The 15,500-nt window shown below is 73.3% G+C and carries 11 protein-coding genes; 4 read left to right on the top strand and 7 right to left on the bottom strand.

All coding sequences use genetic code 11. The features are described from left to right. From ABT247_RS12455 to ABT247_RS12470, 4 genes are all read right to left on the bottom strand, one after another. Positions 1–224: transposase domain-containing protein (locus ABT247_RS12455; protein ID WP_350741767.1), on the bottom strand; the 224-nt coding region annotated here is incomplete at its 3' end. Between the two features lie 311 nt (positions 225–535). Next, entirely contained in the window at positions 536–1,849 is a 1,314-nt protein-coding gene (locus tag ABT247_RS12460; RefSeq protein WP_350741770.1) for a M64 family metallopeptidase, read from the bottom strand. Between the two features lie 183 nt (positions 1,850–2,032). Next, complete coding sequence (locus ABT247_RS12465; protein ID WP_350741772.1) at positions 2,033–2,773, bottom strand: hypothetical protein; 741 nt, start codon at positions 2,771–2,773, stop codon at positions 2,033–2,035. Between the two features lie 190 nt (positions 2,774–2,963). Continuing rightward, positions 2,964–3,539 carry a TetR/AcrR family transcriptional regulator gene (locus tag ABT247_RS12470; protein ID WP_350741774.1) on the bottom strand — a complete coding sequence of 192 codons (576 nt, stop codon included), beginning with the start codon at positions 3,537–3,539 and terminating at the stop codon, positions 2,964–2,966. Positions 3,540–3,609: 70 nt separating this feature from the next. Between ABT247_RS12470 and ABT247_RS12475 the strand changes: the two genes are divergently transcribed. Further along, complete coding sequence (locus tag ABT247_RS12475; RefSeq protein ID WP_350741776.1) at positions 3,610–4,503, top strand: NADP-dependent oxidoreductase; 894 nt, start codon at positions 3,610–3,612, stop codon at positions 4,501–4,503. Positions 4,504–4,761: 258 nt separating this feature from the next. On the opposite strand, the gene tpx is transcribed toward ABT247_RS12475, so the two are convergent. Both tpx and ABT247_RS12485 read right to left on the bottom strand, forming a co-directional pair. Continuing rightward, the gene (gene tpx / locus ABT247_RS12480; protein ID WP_350741778.1) at positions 4,762–5,262 is read right to left on the bottom strand and encodes a thiol peroxidase; all 501 of its coding nucleotides are present in this window, start codon (positions 5,260–5,262) and stop codon (positions 4,762–4,764) included. 180 nt (positions 5,263–5,442) lie between these two features. Next, the gene (locus ABT247_RS12485; RefSeq protein ID WP_350741780.1) at positions 5,443–6,465 is read right to left on the bottom strand and encodes a YihY/virulence factor BrkB family protein; all 1,023 of its coding nucleotides are present in this window, start codon (positions 6,463–6,465) and stop codon (positions 5,443–5,445) included. 226 nt (positions 6,466–6,691) lie between these two features. Between ABT247_RS12485 and ABT247_RS12490 the strand changes: the two genes are divergently transcribed. After that, complete coding sequence (locus ABT247_RS12490; protein WP_350741782.1) at positions 6,692–7,261, top strand: putative glycolipid-binding domain-containing protein; 570 nt, start codon at positions 6,692–6,694, stop codon at positions 7,259–7,261. 56 nt (positions 7,262–7,317) lie between these two features. On the opposite strand, the gene ABT247_RS12495 is transcribed toward ABT247_RS12490, so the two are convergent. Then, a complete protein-coding gene (locus tag ABT247_RS12495; protein ID WP_350741784.1) occupies positions 7,318–7,743 on the bottom strand; it encodes an ASCH domain-containing protein in 426 nt (141 codons plus the stop codon). 366 nt (positions 7,744–8,109) lie between these two features. On the opposite strand from ABT247_RS12495, the gene ABT247_RS12500 reads away from it, so the two are divergent. Both ABT247_RS12500 and ABT247_RS12505 read left to right on the top strand, forming a co-directional pair. Then, positions 8,110–11,736, top strand: a complete 3,627-nt coding sequence (locus tag ABT247_RS12500; protein ID WP_350741786.1) for a hypothetical protein — start codon at positions 8,110–8,112, stop codon at positions 11,734–11,736. A 3-nt stretch (positions 11,737–11,739) separates the two neighbouring features. Next, the gene (locus tag ABT247_RS12505; protein WP_350741788.1) at positions 11,740–15,474 is read left to right on the top strand and encodes a hypothetical protein; all 3,735 of its coding nucleotides are present in this window, start codon (positions 11,740–11,742) and stop codon (positions 15,472–15,474) included. Positions 15,475–15,500 lie beyond the last annotated feature (26 nt).

Consider the following 15,500-nt stretch of genomic DNA (forward strand, 5'->3'; position numbering starts at 1 on the left):
CGCGCGACCTCCTCGTAGCCCTGCCCGAAGAACAGGCACATCGCCAGCACGAAGTACACGACCACCCGAGCCGGCAGCAGCCGACTCCTCTTCTCGCCGCGCCCGGTCTCCGCGATCACCTCATCGACCAGACCCGGCGGAAACACCTGGGTCAGCACCCCGATCGCTATCCGGTCCGACAACCGCTCACCCGCAGGCGACTTGACCTGCCCCACCCTTGCCACACCACAACCAACGAGCCACAGACACCAAAGTCACCGGCATTGGGCCAAGGCCCGGTCCTGGTCGCGCCGGCTGCCGGGCGAGAGCGAAGCGCGGGAGGTCGCCGCGCGCATAGCGCGGGACGTCCGGACGCTCGAGCGCGAGCTCGAGCCACTGCGCCGCCGGCCGCCGGAGGGGCCGGACCGGCGCGGTCCTGTTGCGTAGCCCCGGTGGGCCCGGCAGCGGCGCACCGCTGCCGGGTCGCACGCTGCCGGGCTGCACGCTGCCGGGCGCCGACGCCGTGTCGGGCTCCGGGGCGCGTCGCGCCGCCGGACTACCGGGTGAGGAGCCAGGACAGACTGCCGGTCAGCTCCGGTCGCAGCGCGGGGTCCGCCACCGCCGGGGTGGGGTCGGTGGCGACGGCGCTGACCAGGTGGGGCCGGGACCTCGGGCCGGTCAGGTGCAGGGCGCCGAGGTCGAGCGCCGTACGGCCGCGCAGCTGCGGCTGCTCGCGCCCGTCCAGGTACCAGTGCAGCAGCGTGCCGGGCACGGGCAGGTCGACGGTGAGGCGGTCGGCGGGGGTGAGCCAGGTGCCGGCGGGGGTCGGGCTGGTCAGCGGGGTGGCGTGGCGGTAGAAGCCGGCGATCATCGCTTCCCGTCCCGGCAGGTTGAACTCGCGCCCGAGCGAGCGCATGATCGAGTTCTCGGTCGGCCGGTAGAGCCCGGTCGGGTAGTAGCCGCCGCCCTCGTAGGTCCCGACCGTCCCGCCGTCCGGTGAGGCCTTCCCGAGCCAGCGGGACCACTTGACGCCCTGGTCGCGCATCCGGTCGGCGGTCAGCGTGCTGATGTTGGCCTCGGCCGGTTCCTCGCCCTGGTACGCCCCCTGGCCGTCGTAGGCGTACTCGTCGGCCAGCTTGCCCAGCGAGTGCCCGGTCTCGTGCACCGCGATCTGCCCGGACCTGGCGTTGCCGCCGGCCACGGTGGCGATCCCCTCGTAGCCCAGTGCGGACTTGACGTCGTTGTAGCCGGCGCCGCCGTACTTGGTGCTGTTGGCCACCACGATCACCAGGTCCGCCTGCGGGGCCTTCGCGGCGTAGCGCTCGACCGCCTTCTCGTCCACGCAGAGCAGCCGCTCCACGCCGTCGCACCAGAAGTACGAGCCCAGCGCGGTGTGCCGGACGGTCGCCCGGTCCGGGTCGCCGGAGACACCGGACTCGGGCGAAACGGCGGACACGGCCCAGACGTTGAACAGGCCTCGGTAGGTCGCGTACGGCTCGACGGCGGTGATCTCGCGCCACTTCTCGGCGGCGTCGGAGCGGAACTTCTCCTGCTCCTGGGCCGCGTACCCGTCACCGATCACCACCACGTCCAGCTTGGAGGCGGTGTCGCCGTTGCGGACCAGTGGGGTGACGTCACCGTCGCCGCCCGGCGCGGTCAGTCCGGGGGCGGGGGCGGCGAGGTAGGGGGAGACGGTGGGCGCGGTGGTGCGGGAGATGCCGCCGTCCTCGGCGAAGACCTCCACCTGCGCCCGGGGCTGGGCCGCGCCGGGCGCGCTCCAGGCGGGGGCGGCGCCGAGAAGAGCTGCGGCGAGGGTGGTGGTGAGCAGGACGGCTGCCGTCCTGGTGGCGGCCTTGGTCCTCAGGTGCACGGGTGCCCTCCCGGTGGTGGTCGTGTCGGGGGAGACCCTTCCCTTGTTCTAGACCTGACAACCACCTCGATGGACGGTCCAGGCCCCCGTCCCCGCCTCCGGCCGCGGGCCGGCAGGAGTGCTGAATGCACTGCGCCCGCTGCGCCCCCGGCGGGGGCGGTGGTCAGGACGCCTCGTGCGTGGTCAGAACATCTCGTACGTCATGTACGTGAGGTAGGCCGCGAACAGCCAGCACGCGACGCCGACGGCCAGGGTGACGATCAGCGGCCACTGGACGGTGATCAGGAAGACGGAGCCGACGGCCGTGGCGATCCAGACCCCGACGGAGTACATCAGGCTCAGCGCCATCGTGAACTCGAAATCCCCGAACAGGCTGGCGACCACCATGACCAGCCCGACGCCGATCAGCGCGCTGAACTCGATGATCTCCAGGTACGGCGTGTTCGGGGGCTGGGAGCGATGCCCGTGGTAGCTCAGTTCGAACACCCTGCCCCGGAGGATCTTCAGCTCCACGACGGTGCCGGGCGCGACGTCGTCGTAGAACGCCTCGCCGACGGAGTAGCGGGCGCTGGGCGCGTTCTCGCGGGCCACGGTCAGCACGTAACTGGTCGAGTCGGAGTCCGATTCCTCCGACTTCTCCGTCACCCGGCCGCTCTCCGACGTCGCGCAGTCGTCGCCCGGTGCGGCCGCCGCGGTGCAGGCCGGGGTGGCCCGGTACGCGCGTATCTCCTCGAAGGTGTCGGTGAACCGCACGAAGCCGAGGACCGTGAGGGCGAGGCCGACGAAGCCGACGGCGAAGGGTGCGGCCGCCCACAGGGCGTCGCCCAGGCGGAGCCGGCGCCGCGGCGCCGCGGCCCGCTGCTCGGGGCCCGGCTCCGGGGGTGGCGCGTCCTGGACGGGAACGGAGTCCTCAGGCACCGTCACCGTCCGGCGTCCGTGCCGTGCGCGCGTCCATCGCCATCCCCCCGCTGACTCTCCAGGACTTCCCCGTTCGCGCCCGGCTCCGGACCGGCTACGGGCGGGGCGCAAGCCGGATCATGCCAGGAAAACCCGGAGCGCGGGAGGAATTACCCAGGGGGGGACTTGGTCGTGACGGGTGGTCATGCCCGATGCGTCAGGAGGTGGCGACCCGCCAGGCCGCCTCGATCATCCGGAAGATCTCGTCCACCGCGGCCTCGGGCTCCGGCGCCTCACGGGCCAGCGAGTAGGCGTCGATCACGAACCTCGCGATCGCCCGCCCGGCCGTCGGGGTGAGCGGTAGCCCGGGGTCGGCGGCGATCGCCGCCGCCAGCGACTCCGCGTGGCGCAGCCTCATCGACTCCTCGTACTCCCGCAGGGCGGGCGATCCGTCGATCATGCGCCAGACCGGTGCGGCGCTCTCCGCCGTGCAGTGCCGCACCAGCGCCAGGATCTCGCGGCGCAGCGCGGGAACGAGCGGATCGCGCGGTGCCCGGCCGGTGACCGCCTCCGTGAGGCGCTGCTCGAAGTTCTCGTCCCGCTCGAACACCAGGGCCTCTTTGGAGGGGAAGTGGGAGAAGAGCGTGGTGACGGCGACGTCGGCCTCCGCGGCCACCTCCCGGATGCCCACCGCGTCGTACCCGCGCTCGAGGAAGAGCCGCAACGCGGTGTCGGCGATCTTCTGGCGGGTCGCGGCCTTCTTGCGTTCGCGGCGTCCGGGCGGCGTGGTCATGGCGAAGACACTATCAGATGCGAATTCATAACTGGTTCAAAACACTAACGGTTAGTGTTACGGTCGGGTCATGAAGAGGATGAGCTTCGCCGAGTACGGCGGCCCCGATGTCCTGCACCTCGCCGATGTCGAGGAGCCCCACGCGGGCCCCGGCCGCATACGCATCGCCGTGCGGGCGGCAGGCGTGAACCCCGTTGACTGGAGGATCCGCGAAGGCCAGTTCAGCGGAACCCATCCGATCGAACTGCCCGCAGGCGTCGGACAGGACGCCGCCGGCGTGGTCGACGAGGTCGGTGAAGGGGTGCACGGGATCGAGATCGGTGACCACGTGTTCGGCGAAGGCTCGGCCACCTACGCCGAGTTCGCCGTCCTGTCGGCGTGGGCGCGCATGCCCCCGGGCCTGACGTTCGAGGAGGCGGCCGGATACCCGTCCGTCATGGAGACCGCGCTGCGCATCATCCGGCAGGTGGGTGTGGAGCCCGGGCAGACCTTGCTGGTGAGCGGCGCGTCCGGGGGAGTGGGCTCGGCGGTGCTGCAGATCGCCCGCGACCGCGGCATCGCGGTGATCGGCACCGCCGGCCCCGCGAACCAGGACTACCTCCGGAGCCTCGGCGCCCTGGCCACCCCGTACGGCGAGGGCTGGGTCGCCCGGGTGCGGCGGCTCGGTCCGGTCGACGCGGCTCTCGACCTGGCCGGCTCCGGTGTGATCCGGGAACTCGTCGAGCTGACCGGGGACCCGCAGAAGGTGGTCTCCATCGCCGACCTCGGGGCGCCGGACTTCGGCGTCCGCTTCTCCGGCGTCGCCGGGAGCATGGCGGAGGCCCTCGCGCAGACCGTCGACCTCATCTCGCGGGGCCGGCTCCACATCCCGGTCGAGAAGTCGTACCCCCTCGCCGAAGCGGCGGCCGCGCACATCGACAGCCGTGCCGGTCACACCCGCGGACGGCGAGTCGTGGTCATCTGACGCGCGGGGGGCGTGGGGCCGCCGTCGCCCAGCTCGGTCGGCTGAAGCGGACACACGCCGTTCGCGCGCACTGCCCAGGGCGGGGCCGAAGGCCGCCCGGGACGGCGGAAGCCGCTGCTGCCGGGCTGGCAGCAGCGGCTTCGCAGGCCGAACACGTCCGTAAGAACTCCGCCGCCCCGGTTTCGGTCGCCCGGAGGCCGAGTCGCCGCAAGGAGCGCCGGTGCCAGGGCTGCTGGAGGTTACCGGGGCCGTCGGGGGTTACTTGAGGGCGGTGAGGGCGGCTTCGTAGTTCGGCTCGTCGGCGATCTCGGGGACGAGTTCGGTGTGGAGGACGGTGTCGTTCTCGTCGAGGACGATGACGGCGCGGGCGGTGAGGCCGGCGAGGGGGCCGCTGTTGATGGCGACGCCGTAGGTGTCGTGGAAGTCGCGGGCGCGCAGGGTGGAGAGGGTCTTGACGTTGTCGATGCCCTCGGCGCCGCAGAAGCGGGCCTGGGCGAAGGGCAGGTCGGCGGAGATGCACAGCACGACGGTGTTCTCCAGGGCGGCGGCCTGGGTGTTGAAGGTGCGCACGGAGGTGGCGCAGGTGGGGGTGTCGATGCTGGGGAAGATGTTGAGGACCTTGCGCTGTCCGGCGAAGTCCTTGAGGGAGGCGTCGGCGAGGCCCGCGCCGACCAGGGTGAACGCGGGGGCCTGGGTGCCGGTGGCGGGCAGCGCGCCGCCGACCTCGACCGGGTTGCCCTTCAGGGTGACCTGAGCCATGGAAAAGCCTCCTACCAGCGGGGTGCGGGTGACAACGCCGTTGATCCTACTGCCCGCCCGCACCGGTGCACCGGGCGTGACCGAGGAGCGGACACCCTCCGTGGGGTAGGCGTACCGACCGAGGAGCGGACACCCTCGCGGGTCGGCGCACCGACCCGGGAATCCCGAGGCGCGACCGGCTCAGCCCTCGCCGCCCCCGCGTTCCTCCTCCGGCCAGGTGCGGGTGTCGCGCGGCGGCACGTAGGGCTCCTCGCCCGGCGGCATACCGCCCTCGATCGCCCGCTCGCGGGCGAGCTCCGCATCGAACTCCAACCCCAGCAGGATGGCGAGGTTGCTCAGCCACAGCCACACCAGGAACACGATCACCCCGGCGAGCGTGCCGTACGTCCTGTTGTACGAGCCGAAGTTCGCCACGTACGCCGCGAAACCGCCGGACAGCACCAGCCACAGCAGCACGGCCAGCACACTGCCCGGTGAGATCCAGTGGAAGCCCCGCCCGCGGACGTTCGGCGCCGCCCAGTAGAGCAGCGCGATCATGAACGACACCAGCACCACGAGCACCGGCCACTTGGCGATCGACCAGACCGTCACCGCCGTGTGGCCGACCCCGAGCAGGTCACCGGCCCGCTCCGCCAAGGGGCCCGTGAACACCACGATCACGGCACTGGCCGTCAGCAGCACCATCATCAGCAGCGTCAACCCGACCCGCAGCGGCAGGGTCTTCCACACCGGACGGCCCTCACGGATGTCGTAGACGGCGTTCCCCGCCCGGATGAACGCCGCGATGTACCCGGACGCCGACCACAGCGCACCCGCCACGCCCACCACGGCCAGCACCCCGCCCGTGCTCCGGCTGCCCTGCAACTGGGTGATCGCGGTGTGGAGGATGTCGCGTGCCGACCCGGGCGCGAGCTTCTGCAGGTTGTCCAGCACCGCGTCAGTGGCCGAAGTGCCGACCAGCCCGAGCACCGACACCAGCACCAGCAGCGCCGGGAACACCGCCAGCACCCCGTAGTACGTCAGCGCGGCGGCCCGGTCCGGCAACTCGTCATCGAGGAACTCCCGCCCGGTGCGCCTCAGCACCCCGAACCAGCCGCGCGCCGGTACCTGCGTCGGCTCGTCCGGCCCCTCCTCCGCCGCCTCCTCGGGGCCGCGGGCGACCCCGTCCTCGTGCTTGCCGTGTCTGCTGCCGAACAGTCCCATGCGCAGCGTGTTCCCTCCGGCCGCCGGTCAAACGTGTTGAACGCCGCCCTGGCGGCCCTGAACGGGAATGATGCGACCCTGCCGGGCCGTGGTCGATCACTCGCCGTCGCCGTCGCCGTCGCCGTCGCCGTCGCCGTTGCCGTCGCCGTCGCGGCCGTCAGCCGCGGCCCTGCGTGCCCGGCCCGGCCTCCCGGATGGTGTCGGCGACTGGCGTTAGCGTGCTCGGATGAGCACCCGCACGACCGTCCCCACCTGGCGAATCACCGAGACCGCCGGCCTGGAGACCGCCTGGATCGACCTCGGCCCCAGCACCCTGAGCGCCCGCGGACGCGTCGCCGCTGCGCTGCCGACGCCGTACTGGCTCACCTACGAACTCGAGACCGGCGAGGACTTCACCACCCGCCGCCTCCACGTCACCGCCCACACCCCCGAGACCGTCCGCACCCTCGACCTGCGCCGCGACACCACCGGCCGCTGGACCGTCGACGGCACCGAGCGCCGCGACCTCGCCGGCTCCCTCGACTGCGATCTCGGGCTGTCCCCGCTCACCAACACCCCGCCCGTCCTGCGCCACGGCCTCCACCGCAGCCCGGGCGAACACCACTTCCTGATGGCCTGGGTCCGCGTCCCCGACCTGACGGTCCACCCCAGCCGCCAGACGTACACCCACCTCCGCACCGTCCCCGACGGCACCGCCACCGTCCGCTTCACCTCCGGCGACTACCGCGCGGACCTGACCGTCGACGCCGACGGCCTCATCCGCGACTACCCGGAGCTGGCCCAGCGCCTGCCCTGACGGCGCCCCTGGCGCAGCGCGCCACTGACCCGCTGGTGAGGCCGTGGCCGCGAGGATCAGGACCCTTCGACGACTCGAAAGCGTTGGGCGATCACGAGGGCGTCTCCGTCGACGGTCGGCGTGTGTCCGAGGAACTCCGCCACGCCTGCGCTCCGGAAGAAGTCCTCGTGGGCGGAGCGCCACTGCGCCGCGTCCGCGTAGCCGCGCCCCTCGGCTCGTGCGAAGCCGTCGTCGATCTCGTTCATCGGGACGACTCGTACCTCGGTCAGCTCGATCATGACGGCACTGCGACCCTGCGAGTCCAGCACCGAATACCGCCGGCCCGCCTGCGGCAGGGCTTCACCGGCATGCCGGTAGATCTCCAGCAGGCCGGTGAGCGCGGTCTTCGTACCGTCCTTGATCGCCGTGACCCCGCGATCGCGCTCCGGCCCGGGAAAGGCGAGCTCGAGGGGGCGGGGGTCCTCGCGGTGCGTGTCTGCCATCGGGCGAGCGTACGAAGCGGGCCCCGCTCCCATCAAGCCCTGGTGCGGCCTCGGCCTGGCTGTACGTCAGCTCGCTCGCCGGGGCGTCGGCGCTCCACGTGCGCGGGACCGGGTTCAGGCGCGGCGGCGTCGGCGGCTGATGTGGTGACCGTCCGTCGTCGGGGCCGTGGGGGGCGTGGGCTCGTTGGGCCGCCTCCCACCTCCCGACGGGCCGGAACGGCCGAGGACGATTCCGGCGGCTGCTACCGAAAGTGACCGAATTGAGGTCCGCCCGGGCCGGGAATAGCCTGGAATCGCCGAGAGTTGACGGGCGCCGGTGGCCCCGGCCCCTCGACCGGCACTGCGTCCATGCGCTGGGGGCGCCCGATGATCGACCACCCGGCACGGGCCCTGGCCGTCTGCACTCCAGGGCACGGCAGGCTCCACCTCTTCGTGGGGGCGGACGACGGCAGCGTGCGGTACCGGACGTTGGACGGTAGTTGGACCGCCTGGCGGGCGCTGAACCGCCCCTGGCCGTCGCCCGGGGCTCCCGACTTCAACTGGCTGAGTGCGACGGCGCTCGAGGGCGGCCCGGTCGAGGCCTTCGCCCTCGATGCCGACGGCGAACTGTGGCGCCTGCGCCTGGACACCGAGGAGCGGCCGCACTGGACGTCACTGGGCGCCCTCGCCGCGGACGGTGCGGCGACCGGTTTCGCGGCCGTGCCGCGTCGGCCCGGTGAGTTCCACTTCGTCCTGGAGAAGGCCCCGCGGGGCTGGGAGTTCGTGCACTGGCACCCGCGCGAGGGTCCGACGGTGCTCCACGCGGGCGAGCGGGCACCCGGGCTCACGGCGACGGTGGCCGTCCCGCCCGGCCGGGTCGACCTCCTCGTCGCCGACACCCTCGAACGGCGCCTGCGCCGTGGCCGGTTCGAGGGCGACGGCCCGCTGGAGCACGAGCCACCCGGGTGGGAGGAGCTCGGAGCCCTGCCCGAGGGGGACGAACAGTCCTTCACCTGTCTCACCGCGACGGAGCGTGACGTCTTCCTGGGCGGCGACCACGGTCTGTGGCACTCCGCCCTGGCGCCTCGGCTGGGCTGGGAGCACCTCGGCGGCGACCTCACCACCCACGGCGCGGCGGGCCCCGGGCTGGCCGCCGTGTCCTCCGGTGGTGGCCGGATCGATGTGTTCGCCGTCTGGGCCGATGCCGCGCTGATGCACCGGCGGTTCGACGCCCGCTGGCAGGAGTGGCAGCTCCTCGACCTGTCGAACGCAGCCGCGCCCAGCTACCCCGTCCTGCGCCCGGACGACCTGGTCACCCTGACCGTCCGCAGCCAGGGCCTGCAGGAGCGCACCGGCCCGGACGGCACGGTGCAGTTGGTGGCCGGTCCGGGCGGCGGCCGCCTGCTGGTGGAGCTGCCCCCGCAGCACCTGGCCGAGACCGTGGTGGAATCCGGGCAACCGCCCCAGGGCTTCCTCGCCGGCCCGTCCACCCTGTGCTTCGCCGTCGGCCCCGACCCGGTCACCCTCACCGTGCCCGGCCTGCTCGACGCGATGAACCGGCTGCCGCTGGTCACCACCGCCTCCACCGCCGCCGACCCCGTGACCAGGCTCGAACTCCCCTGGAACCTGCTGCTCGCCGTACAACCGGACGCCAGGTGCACCCACCGGACCCTGCCGGCCGCCGGCTCGGCCGGCGGCACCGAGCTGTGGCACAGCCACGTCGCCGGCCCCGACGGTCACCTGAGCGCGCGCCCCGTGCAGTCCCTGGCCGACGGAGCCGACCACGGCACTCCGCTGGACACCTGGTACCGGACGATCGTCACGACCGCCGCCCAGAACCCCGGTCATCCGCTCGCGCTGGACCGGCTGGTCCTGAGCGCCTACGGCGCCCGCTTCACCGCCGCCGCCCACTGGCCCGGGCTGGAGTGGGCCCAGGACGCCGCGCTCGGCCGGGACTTCCACGTCAAGGTGTCCGTCCCCGGTGCGCTGTTCCCGTTCGGCCACCGGGCCGCCTACGTCGAGGTGTCCGACCGCCGGTTCGACGGCACCGACCCCGCCGTGGCCGCCCTGCACCGGAGGGCCTTCCTGATCGTCACCGAGCCCGTCCGCGACGACTACGGCATCGGGGCGGGCGGCCCGCACGAGCGCAGGTTCCCGTTCCAGCGCGTGGCGATCGACCCCGGTCAGACCGGCGACCTGGACGACGCCTCCTGGATCCCGCTGGGCTCCTCGGCCGGCCCGCCGCGGTGCTTCTGGCCGACCCGCGGCCGGGTACCCGTCGTCTTCACCCTCCAGGCGACGGCCGGGCAGCAGGACGTGGAACTGAACCTGCCGCTGCTGTTCGTCGAGGACGCCGCGACCGGCGCCGCCTACGGCGCGACGCTCGACGGGATCTACGCGAACGGTCCCGACACCGGGGACTTCGCGAACCCCGGCCGGCCGCTCACGGACATCGGTACCCGCCTCCCGCTCGCCATGGAGTCCGCGACCCGGGCAGCGGCGGGCGCGGTGCAGGAAGTGCAGTCGATGACCTTCGGCGGGGTTGCGGCCGGGCTGTCCCGCACCGGGGTCGCCTTCTACCCGCAGGTGACCCAGCTGGCCGTCGGCCTGCCGGCGGTCCGCCAGCTGCTCGGCCCGCTGCCCGCGCTCCCCAGCACGATCTCGCAGGCGCTCGCCGCCACTCCGTTGGGCAGCCCGACACCGGACGCACTGCTCGACCTCGTCACCCCGCAGGCGCTCGACTTCGGGGCCGCCGGGGCGCGCGTCGGATCGCTGGCCGCCCCGAACATGACCGTGACGCAGATCTCGCGAACGCTCGGCCCGACCGTCGCCGACCTCCTCCAGACGGATCCCGCGAAGCTGTTCGCCCCGGACGCCACCCTGTTCGGCGTCGTCCCGCTGAGCAGCCTCATCGATGTCGTCACGGACCCGCCGAAGCTCCTGTGGATCGGAGAGGGCACGCCCACCGTGTCGGCGGAGCTGACCTGGACGCAGGCACTGAGGAAGGACGTCGGGCCGTTCCGCCCCGGTGCCACGTGCGCGCTGAACCTCGACGCCCGGGCCCAACTGGCGGACGGGAAGCCCGAGATGCACGCCACCGGAGCGATCGGCGACTTCACGCTGGTCGTCCCCGGCGAGGACTTCCCGGCGTACGTCGTCCTCACCTTCACGTCCGTGCGCTTCACCGCCGACCCCGGCAAGCGGCTGGACCTGGACGTCCAGCTGTCGGGCGCCACGCTCAAGGGGGACCTGGGGTTCCTCGCCACGCTCGAGAAATACCTCCCGACCGTGGGCAACGGCGGTCCGCGCATCGACACCTCCGCCACCGCCGTCACCGCCTCGTACACCATCGTCGTCCCCAGCGCGGAACTGCTGGTGTTCAGCCTGCAGAACCTCACCATCCAGATCGGCGTCACGCTGTCGCTGACCGGCCAGCCCGTCGTCATGGACTTCGCCTTCGGCACCCGGGAGAAGCCGTTCCTCGTCACGGTGTCCGGCTTCGGCGGCGGCGGGTACCTCGAACTCGGCCTCGGCGCCGGTGGTCCGCACAGCGGCCTCCAGCGGTTCACCGGCGGGATCGAGTTCGGCGCCGCCATCTCCATGGACTTCGTCATCGCCTCCGCGGAGGTGCACGTCTTCGGCGGCGTCGTCTTCGCCATGAACGACACCAGCACCGAGATCACCGGCTACCTGCGGATCGGCGGCAGCATCTCCCTCCTGGGACTGATCAACGTCTCGATCGAGCTGACGCTCAGCCTGGCGTACGACGCCACCCGGGGGTCGCTGAGCGGGTCGGCGAAGCTCGTGATCACCGTGGACCTGACCTTCTTCTCCAAGTCCTTCACGCTGGAGTGCCACAAGTGCTTCGGCAACTGCCCGGACGCCGCAGGGCTGCGCGCCCTGAGCGCCGCCGCACCCGGCCCGGATCCGTCGGTCGAGGCCGCGCTCGGGCCCGGGCCGCCGGGAACACCCTTCCCCTGGCAGACGTACTGCCGGGCCTTCACGGGAGAGTGACCCATGTCATCACCGACCGGCCTGGAAAGGCAGTTCGTCTGGACCGTGATCCCGGCGGGCCGGGTGGTCGCCGTCCCCGGCCAGGCCGAGCCGATGGCGCTGCTGTCCGTACTGCTGACCCCGCGCCTGCTCAGCCCGGACCCGAACCCGCTCACCCTCGCTGACTTCGGGATGCAGGGCTGGCCGGAGCGCCTCGCCGCGACGGGCTTCGAGGTCCTCGCCGGCGGGCGGCCCGTCCCGTCCTCGCCCGTCCCGTACACCGCCCTCGACGGAAGCAGCATCCGGTTCACGCCGGAGCGACAACTCGCCGCCTGGCAGGCGCTGTTCCCCGACGGGACGGCCGTGGAGCCGTACCGGGCCACGTCCTTCGACGAGCGGGACACCCGGGTGTTCCCGGCCGGCGACGCCGGTACGGAGGTCCGGAGCATCTACACGGCCACCGCCCAGGCCCTGGCCGCGCACGGCGGCGCGGCGCCGGAGAGCCACGCCGGGCTCCGGGCCGCGCTGCGGACGATCAGTGATCGGTGGCAGACCGGACTGCTGGAGACCGCCACCGGACCGGCAGGGGCACCCACGGACCAGCCGGTGCTCGCCCAGGCCTACGCCTTCTACCGGCGCGACCCATCCGTCACGGCGCCGCGCAGGAGCACGGCGCCCGCGCCCGGGAGCGAGTTCCACCAGACCCTCGCGCACCTGGGCGAGCACCCCCTCGTCCTGCGCGCGCTCGGCCTGCTGATCGACCTCGCCGTACCCGCCTCCCAGCTCGCCCCGGCGGACCCGACGGAGCTGAGCGCGGTGCCGCGCTGGCCGGACCCCGACCCGAACCCGCCGCCGGGCTGGGCCGCGGCCACCCAGACCGACCTCTCGCCGACCACGGCCTACCTGCTGGACGGCACGCGCTTCCTGCCGGACTCCGTCGACGGGCTGCCGTGGACCACCGGCTTCAGCGCCGGCCTCCTCCCGCTGGCCGGCACCGGTCTCGCGCCCTCCGGCAACACCCGGTTCGAGATCATGCCCTTCGACGTGGACGGCGCCGCCCTGCGCCTGGTGAGCACGGCCCGGTCCGATGCGTCGACGCCGCCGTCCGGCACGTCCCCGGCCGGGGCGCTGCCCGCACTGCACTCGCTCGGGCTCGCCCTCGTGGACCGGGACCGGGAGGGCGAGCACCGCAGACAGCTGTTTCGGGCGGCCATGCGCAGCACCCCGGCCGGCCTGCTCTCCCCGGCCCTGCTGGCGGACTCCCTCCTGGGCGGCTACCGGGTCGACGTCTTCGACGACACCACCAACGCCTGGCACTCGCTGTGCCGGCGGCGGGTGCACTACACGATCGGCGGCGTGCCGCTGCTGCCCGACGGCCTGCTGGACGAGGGCTGCCTGCGGCCCGGCGCGGCGGTCACCGGCGCCGGGCCGGCCGACCCGCTGTACCTGCACGAGATCGTGGCGCGCTGGGACGGCTGGAGCCTGGTGGCCCGGCGACCCGAGCGGATCACCGACACCGGGGACGCCATGCCGCCGCCGGTGGTGCCGGCCCTCGACACGGTGGTGGAGTGCGACGCAGGCTCGCTGCCGCGGCTGCGCTTCGGCCGCCGGTACCGGTTCCGGGTCAGGATCGCCGACCTCGCCGGGGGCGGCCTGCGCGCCGAGGAGGTGGGCCCCGCCGACGCGCAGACGGACCTCGTCCCGTATTCGCGCTTCGAGCCCCTGCCGCCGCCCGAACTGCTGCCGACCCTGCCCTTCGCCGACGGCGACGGCCAGGACCGCATGGTGATCCGCAGCGACCGCGGCACGTCGGTGGACGACTACGCGGCCGCCCACGGCTACCGCGCCTACGACCTGCGGCACCTGCTGCCGCCGAAGTGCTCGCTCGCCGTGGCGATGCAGTACGACGGCGCGTTCGACACCGCGCTGGGGCCCGCCGCGCCGGCCGCGGAAGTGGCGCGGCTCTACGACGTCGCCACCCGGGCCGACCGCACACTCACCGACCTCCCGGGCGCGCAGGTCGTCCCCGCCGGACCGGACGTGCCCTCCCCGTACGTCGTCGTGCCCGAGACCGACCCGACGCTGCCCTGGCTGGCCGATCCGAGCGGCGCCTTCGTCGCGATGAACGCACGACCCCGGCCGATCGACCCGACGAACGGGCAGCCCGGGGCGATCGTGCCACCCGAGCGGCCCGTGGTGGCCGTCTGGCAGGGCACCTGGCCCGACCTCCGGTCCGCGTCCGTGCGGCTGACGGCGGCCGCGAGCGGCTGCACGGTCAGCCGACTGGATCCCCGTCACCTCACGGTCGCGCTCGGCCAGGCCGAGCAGGTGACCTTCGACATCCCGTCGTGCCTGCAGTACGGCGACGTCGGCCTGTTCGGCATCGCCCGGTGGCAGGGAGTCGACCCGAACAACCCGCAGGCGCAGGACTTCCAGGACATCGTCCTCGGCCGGAACCGCCTGATCACGCCGCCGCGGACGGTCACCATGGTGCACGCCGTGCAGCGGCCGCTGAGCGACCCGGGCGGCCGGCTGACGGCGCAGCGGCAGCCCGGCGGGAACGACGCCGTCCTCGGCACGGACGGACTCCTGATCGACATCCCGAGCACCGGACGCATCGACCTCCACGCCGAGTGGACCGACCAGGACGACAGCCCCCCGGCGGCACCGACCGTCCTCCAGCGGATGGCGCACGTCGGCTCGTACGAGGTCCAGCACCTGCCGCCCACGGAGGCGTTCCCGGTGATCCGCCAGGAGTTCGGCGACACCCGCCACCACCACGTGAGCTACGCCGTGACGGCCGTGTCCCGGTTCGAGGACTGCTTCGGACGCGCTCTCGCCGCCGACCCCGGCGCCTGCCTCGCCACCGGACAGCTCGCGGACACCGACGTGCCGAGCTCGGTGCGGCCGCCCGCCCCGAAACTCCTCCACTGCGTGCCGTCGTTCTCCTGGACCCGCGCCACCGACGGGCAGCAGACGCTCATCCGGCTGCGCCAGGGCGGCGGTCTGCGGGTCTTCCTGGCGCGGCCCTGGTTCACCTCGGGCGACGGCGAGGTCCTGGCGCTGCTGACCTTCCCCGCCGGGCCGGTGCCCCCCGAGGCGCTCCAGTACGTCACCGTCGCCGGGCGCGACCCGATCCGGGACACCGGCGCGCCGCCCGCCGCCCTCACCAGTGCCCAGGTCAACGCGCCGGACCGGGCCCAGGTGATCCTGCCCGAGTTGCAGCGCCGGCTGGACGCCGCCGTGTACCAGGTCGAGTTCGATCCCGAGGGCGACCGCTGGTTCGTCGACCTCGACCTGGCGCCGGTGGTCTCCGCCTCGTACTTCCCGTTCGTCCGGCTCGCCCTGGCCCGCTACCAGCCGTACACCGTCCCCGGCGTGCCCGCCGTGTCGCAGGTGGCGCTGACCGAACCCGTCCAGCTCGCGCCGCAGCGGCGGCTGACGGTCACCCGCGGCGCGGGGCAGGCGAGCGTCGTGCTGGAGGGCCTCGGGCCCGGCGGCGCGGGGAACGCCGTCCGGACCGAACTCCAGGTCCAGGAGGCCGGGTCGACGGCGACGCCGGACGGGGTCTCCGGCTGGTCGACCGTCCTCACGGCGAACGCCGTCCTCGGGCGGACCAGCCCGATCAGTCTTCCCGACACCGGACAGCAGGCGCAGCGTCTCGTCGTCCAGGAGTTCGAGACCAGGCCAGCCCCCACGGGCGCCGACACGACGGGACGACCGGTGTTCGTCGACGTCGTCCCGCTCGGGACGTGGTGAGCCACGGCGCCACGAGGAGAGAAGAC

The sequence above is a fragment of the Kitasatospora sp. NPDC001539 genome, assembly GCF_040298565.1.
GTDB lineage: Bacteria > Actinomycetota > Actinomycetes > Streptomycetales > Streptomycetaceae > Kitasatospora.

Coding starts and splice junctions, on each gene's coding strand:
- ABT247_RS12490 (WP_350741782.1), top strand. CDS start 6,692: ATGAGCACCCGCACGACCGTCCCCACCTGGCGAATCACCGAGACCGCC.
- ABT247_RS12500 (WP_350741786.1), top strand. CDS start 8,110: ATGATCGACCACCCGGCACGGGCCCTGGCCGTCTGCACTCCAGGGCAC.
- ABT247_RS12505 (WP_350741788.1), top strand. CDS start 11,740: ATGTCATCACCGACCGGCCTGGAAAGGCAGTTCGTCTGGACCGTGATC.
- ABT247_RS12470 (WP_350741774.1), bottom strand. CDS start 3,539: ATGACCACGCCGCCCGGACGCCGCGAACGCAAGAAGGCCGCGACCCGC.
- ABT247_RS12495 (WP_350741784.1), bottom strand. CDS start 7,743: ATGGCAGACACGCACCGCGAGGACCCCCGCCCCCTCGAGCTCGCCTTT.
- tpx (WP_350741778.1), bottom strand. CDS start 5,262: ATGGCTCAGGTCACCCTGAAGGGCAACCCGGTCGAGGTCGGCGGCGCG.
- ABT247_RS12475 (WP_350741776.1), top strand. CDS start 3,610: ATGAAGAGGATGAGCTTCGCCGAGTACGGCGGCCCCGATGTCCTGCAC.
- ABT247_RS12485 (WP_350741780.1), bottom strand. CDS start 6,465: ATGGGACTGTTCGGCAGCAGACACGGCAAGCACGAGGACGGGGTCGCC.